This is a genomic window from Acidimicrobiales bacterium (assembly GCA_036270875.1).
Taxonomy (GTDB): domain Bacteria; phylum Actinomycetota; class Acidimicrobiia; order Acidimicrobiales; family AC-9; genus AC-9.
The window spans coordinates 1-5896 of the sequence record DATBBR010000113.1 but is presented as its reverse complement, the minus strand read 5'-3'; the positions used below and the strand labels follow the sequence as shown (position 1 = coordinate 5896).

The following is a 5896-nucleotide window of genomic DNA, read 5'->3' as shown; positions in this document are numbered from 1 at the left end:
CGTGCATCTCTACCGGACCGGGCACGCCTACCACGGCGTGCACCCGTTCTACATGTGGTATTGGGGGGCCCACGCCCTTCAGCACCTGGGGGCCGTCATCGTGGTGGGCGGTGACCGGCGGGCGGTACGGCGCTTGGGCTTCAAGCCGGCCTCGGGCCTCGGCGATGCGCTGGAGATGGCAGAGGACGTCGTCGGCCCGGAGCCGTCGATCACGCACCTGCACGCCCCGCCGCTGCTGATGGCGAACGTGAGCTGAGTCCCATCGTGCCCACCATTCCTCGACCGGCGTTTCCCTGGGCCGCACCGACGTGGCCCGACGGTGTGGAGCCGCCGCCGCTCGAGCGCTCCGTGGGCATCGATTACGACACGGCCTGGTCGCGCCGCTATGGCGTCCGGGTGGCCCGGGCGGCGCTGCTCGACTGGCTGGCCCGGCCGATGGTCAAGGTACTGGCCTCACCGCGCGTCGACGGCCTCGATCGGATCGAGCACCTCGACGGCCCGGCCATCTTCGCCGCCAACCACGCCAGCCACCTCGACACGCCGCTGGTGCTGTCGGTGCTCCCGTCGCGCTTCCGCCACCGGACGCTGGTCGGGGCGGGCGCCGACTACTTCTTCGACACCCGCTGGAAGGCGGCGCTGTGGTCGTTCGCCATCGCCGCCATCCCCATCGAGCGCCAGCGCGTCAACCGGCGCTCGGAGGAGGAGGCCGGCGAGCTGCTGCGACGAGGGTGGAGCATGGTGATCTTCCCCGAAGGGGGGCGGACTCCGGACGGCTGGGCGCGTCCGTTCCGCGGCGGTGCCGCCTACCTGGCGACGCGCTCGGGGCTGCCGGTGGTGCCCATGTACCTCGACGGCACCCGCCGGATCCTCGCCAGGGGAAGCGGGACGCTGCGACCGGGCTCGACACGGGTCTGCATCGGACGGCCGTTGTGGCCCAGGCCCGACGAGGACGCCCGGCGGCTCTCGATCCGAATCTAGGCCGCGGTGGCTGCCCTGGCCGACGAGACGGCCACCGACTGGTGGTCGGCTCGGCGTCGTGCCGCGGCCGGCCGGACACCGAGCCTCGGCGGCCCCGCCATCGGAGCCTGGAGGCGGGCCTGGGCCCTGGACGGCGACCGGCCGGTGGCGACCGATCGGTCGTCCCGACGCTGGCCGCTACGCTCGGACCGCTAGCCCGGCGACAGAGCACACGTGCACCGGTCACCCTGCCGGTGGGGTATCTTGAGGTGCCCAGCTCCGGGTTGATACCGCAGCGCTGCGGCTGCCTGCCGATCAGGCGGGTACGTGGGCAATGGCGCCTCGAGCACGGCCGGCTCACCTGTCCCGAAGTACCGACGTTGCGAGGTGGTACCCAAGTGCGCCCTGAGCGAGACGCCTGTGGCATTGGTTTCGTGACCGACCGGGAGGGTCGAGCGTCGCGCGACATCGTCGAGACGGCCCTCTCCGCGCTCGCCTGCATGACCCACCGCGGCGCCGTCGCCGCCGACGCCCTCACCGCCGACGGGTCGGGTGTGCTCCTCGGCATCCCCCGCGCCATCTTCGGCGAGGGGCCTGACGGAGTGCCCCACGGAGTGGCCAGCCTCTTCGTACGCGGTGACGATCCCCGCCCCGCAGTCGAGGCGGCCGCGGCCGAGGAAGGCATCGCGGTCGTGGGTTGGCGCACCCCGCCCACCGACGAGGAGCACCTGGGCGTGCTCGCCCAGGACAGCCGGCCCGAGTTCCTCCAGGCGATCCTCGAGACCCCGCAGCCCGACGAGCGCGCCGCCTATCGGTTGCGCCGGCGTATCGACGCCACGGCCGGCGGCACGTACGTGGCCAGCTGCTCCTTCCACACCGTGGCCTACAAGGGCCTGGTGGCCGCCCGCCTGCTGTCGCGGTACTACCTGGACCTGGCCGACGAGCGCTACGTCTCGCCCCTCGTCGTGTTCCATCAGCGGTTCTCGACCAACACGCTGCCCACGTGGGAGCGGGCCCAGCCCTTCCGCACCCTCTGTCACAACGGCGAGATCAACGCCATCGCCGGCAACCAGAACCGCATGCGGGCGCGCGCCCGACTGGGCACCGAGGAGGCCGGCCTCGGCCCCGAAGCGCTCTTCCGGCCGCTCCTCGACGAGACCGAGCCCGACTCCGGGCGTCTCGACTCCGCAGTGGAGGTGCTCGTCCGGGGCGGACGCGACATCCGCCACGCCGTGGCCATGCTCGTGCCCGAGGCATGGGAGGGCGAGCGCGACCTCGACGCCGCCGTGCTCGGCTTCTACCGCTACCACGCCTGTCTCGTCGAGCCCTGGGACGGGCCCGCGGGGCTCATCTTCACCGACGGAACGGGCGTGGGTGCGGCCCTCGACCGCAACGGTCTTCGCCCGCTGCGCTACACGATCTGCGAGGACGGCATGGTCGCCTGCTGCTCGGAGGCGGGAGCGGTGGACCTGACCGGACGAGGCGAGGTCCGGCGCGGCCGTCTGGGACCAGGCCAGATGATCTTCGTCGATCCGGGCCGAGGCGTGTACCTCGACGGCGACTGCAAGGCCGGGCTGGCGGCCAAGGCTCCTTACGCCCGCTGGGCCGCTGACGGTCTGATCCAGGTCGGACCAAGTCGGCCCGTCGAGGACACCCCGCCGACCGAGGAGCTGGAGCGTCGCCAGATCGCCCACGGCTACACGGTCGAGGAGATGCGCATGGTGATCAAGCCCATGGCGGCTGACGCCAAGGAGCCGATCTTCTCGATGGGCGACGACACCCCCCTTCCGAACTGGGCCGGTCGTCCCCGTCCCATCCATCACTTCCTCAAGCAGCGTTTCGCCCAGGTCACCAACCCGGCCATCGACCACCTGCGCGAGCGCCTGGTCATGAGCCTCCGCACCCTGATCGGGCCCCGCTCCGCGCTGCTGTCGGAGCGACCCGAAGCCGCGCACCTCGTCGAGCTGCCCTCGTTCTTCCTGACACCCTCGACCCTGGAGCAGCTGCGGGGGCCGGCCGCGGCTCCGTTCCGCCCGGCCGAGCTCGACGCCACCTTCTTGGTCGACGCCGGCGCCGCCGGTCTGCAGGAGGCCGTGGAGCGCCTGCAGGACGAGGCCGCCCGCCTGGTGGCCGGCGGTAGCGGCCTCCTCGTGATCACCCAGGATGGCGTCTCGGCGGAGCGCGCTCCGATCCCATCGCTGCTCGCCACCGGTGCAGTCCACCACCGGCTCGTGTCAGAGGGCCGGCGGGCTGCCACCAGCCTGCTCGTGGTGGCCGACGACGCCCGGGACACCCACAACATGGCCTGCCTCCTCGGCTACGGCGCCGACGCCGTCTGCCCCCGCCTCGCCCTCCAGAGCGTCGCCGCCGACGCCGACGCCTCCGAGGAGGGCGGCGCGGTGAGCGCCGCTGCCCAGGAGAACTACCAGGCCGCGGTCGAAGATGGCGTCCTCAAGATCATGTCCAAGATGGGTATCTCGACCGTCGACTCGTACCGGGGCGCCCAGATCTTCGAGATCGTCGGGCTCGCGGCGGAGGTCGTACAGACGAGCTTCGCGGGTACGCCCTCACCCGTCGGAGGCCTTGGCTGGCGGGCGCTCGGCGAGGACGCGCTCGCCCGTCACGCCGAATCCGGCCTCGCCGATGCCGTCGGCGTCGCGGCCAATGGTGATGGCGCCGCGTCGAGCGACCGGGAGGCCAAGCTCCAAGCGGCGAGGGAGGCAAAGGCGGCCCGCCAAGCCAACGGTGACGGTGGCGGTGAAGCTGAATCCAAGGAGGCCAGGGCGGAGCGTCTGGCAGCCCGGGCCAAGGCGGCACGAGAGGCCAAGGCGGCGCGGCAGGCGGAGGGAACGACGACGGCCAGGATCCCACCCAGAGCCGGGCCGACAGGCGACGACACCGGCGATGACACGGCCAGCGACAACGGCGACGACGACAGCGACGAGGACGGCGAGCGTCCCCAGCGCGGCGGCCGGCGCGGCGCCAGGAGCCGACTGGAGAACCCCGGCTACTACCGGGATCTCAAGCGGGGAGGCGAGTACCACGCGCACAACAAGGACGTCGTCGACGCGCTGAACGGCATGACCGCCGCCCATCTGCTCCAGCAGGCCATCCGCGGTGACCGCGAGGACATCTACCTCAAGTTTGCCGAGCTCGTGCACGGCCGGCCGCCGACCGAGCTGCGCGATCTGCTCGAGCTGGTCTCCATCGGCCCCGCGATTCCCGTCGACGAGGTGGAGCCCGCCGCCGAGATCGCCAAGCGCTTCTCGACCGGTGCCATGTCCCACGGGTCGCTCTCGGCCGAGGCCCACGAGACCCTCGCCGAGGCGATGAACCTCATCGGTGGGCGATCGAACTGTGGTGAGGGAGGCGAGGATCCCTTCCGGTACCTCACCCGGGGTCAGCCCTCGGGCGACAAGAACAGCCGCATCAAGCAGATCGCCTCGGGGCGCTTCGGCGTCACACCCCAGTACTGCGCCTACGCCGACGAGCTCCAGATCAAGATCGCCCAGGGGTCCAAGCCGGGCGAGGGTGGACAGCTCCCGGGCCACAAGGTCTCCGAGGAGATCGCGCGACTGCGCCACACCCAGCCCGGTGTCTCGCTCATCTCGCCCCCACCCCACCACGACATCTACTCCATCGAGGACCTGGCCCAGCTCATCTTCGACCTGAAGCAGGTGAACCGCCACGCCGACGTGTCGGTGAAGCTCGTTGCCTGCGATGGCGTGGGCACGGTCGCCGCTGGCGTGGTCAAGGCGCTGGCCGACGTGGTGCAGGTGAGCGGCTGCAACGGTGGCACGGGCGCCTCTCCGCTCTCCTCCATCAAACACGCCGGAATGCCCTGGGAGACCGGACTGGCCGAGACCCAGAGCGTGCTGATCGAGAACGGCCTACGCGATCGCGTCCGCCTTCGGGTCGACGGCGGGTTCATGACAGGTCGCGACGTGCTCATCGCCGCCCTTCTCGGTGCCGACGAGTACTCGTTCGGGACCGCCGCCATGCTGGCCGAGGGCTGCATCATGCTGCGAGCTTGTCACCGCGACACCTGCAGCACCGGCATCGCCACCCAGCGCTCCAACCTCAGGGCCAAGTTCGCCGGCACCCCCGAGGGCGTCGCCGCCTACCTCCTCTTCGTTGCCCAGGAAGCCCGCACCCTGATGGCCTCGATCGGCCTGCGCAGCTTCGACGAGGCGATCGGCCGGGTTGAGTGCCTGCGCCAGCGGTCGACCGGCGACGAGCGCGTCGACACCGTCGACCTGGGCCCGCTACTCGTCCCCCCGACCGACACCGCGGCCCCCCGACGGTTCGTGGCCACCGCCCCGATCCAGCGCCCGCGGTCCCAGCTCGGCGATCGCCTGGAGGCCGACGCCTTCCGAACGGTGTGGGAGGGTCGGGACATCGAGCTGTCCTACCCCATCACCAACGGCGACCGAGCGGTTGGGGCGTCGCTCGGGGGAACGATCGCCCTCGAGTGGGGCGGGCGAGCACCGCTCGGCACGGCGGTGGTCCAGTTCGAAGGAGCTGCCGGACAGAGCTTCGGCGCCTTCCTCACCCACGGGATCGAGCTCGAGCTGGTGGGTGAGGCCAACGACTACGTCGGCAAGGCGATGGGCGGAGGACGGATCGTGATCCGTCCTCCGGGCAACGACGCTGGCGACCCGGTGCTCGCCGGCAACACCTGTCTCTACGGCGCGACCGACGGCTGGGTGTTCATCGCCGGCTCGGCGGGCGAGCGCTTCGCCGTGCGCAACTCCGGTGCCACCGCGGTGGTGGAAGGGGCGGGCGACCACGCCTGCGAGTACATGACGGGTGGGACGGTCGTCATCCTGGGGCCGGTCGGCTACAACCTCGGCGCAGGGATGACCGGTGGCGCCGCGTACGTGTGGGATCCGCGCGCCCTGCTCCCAGCCCGGCTGAACACCGCGCTGGTCGCCATCGG

3 protein-coding genes are annotated in these 5896 nt (G+C 71.6%); all 3 read left to right on the top strand.

All coding sequences use genetic code 11. The features are described from left to right. Positions 1-256, top strand: a 256-nt coding sequence (locus VH112_11830; protein ID HEX4540924.1) for a transcriptional regulator, incomplete at its 5' end; no start/stop codon positions are given. 8 nt (positions 257-264) lie between these two features. After that, complete coding sequence (locus VH112_11825) at positions 265-978, top strand: lysophospholipid acyltransferase family protein (protein ID HEX4540923.1); 714 nt, start codon at positions 265-267, stop codon at positions 976-978. A gap of 413 nt (positions 979-1391) precedes the next feature. Further along, positions 1392-5896, top strand: a 4505-nt coding sequence (locus VH112_11820; protein HEX4540922.1) for a glutamate synthase-related protein, incomplete at its 3' end; no start/stop codon positions are given.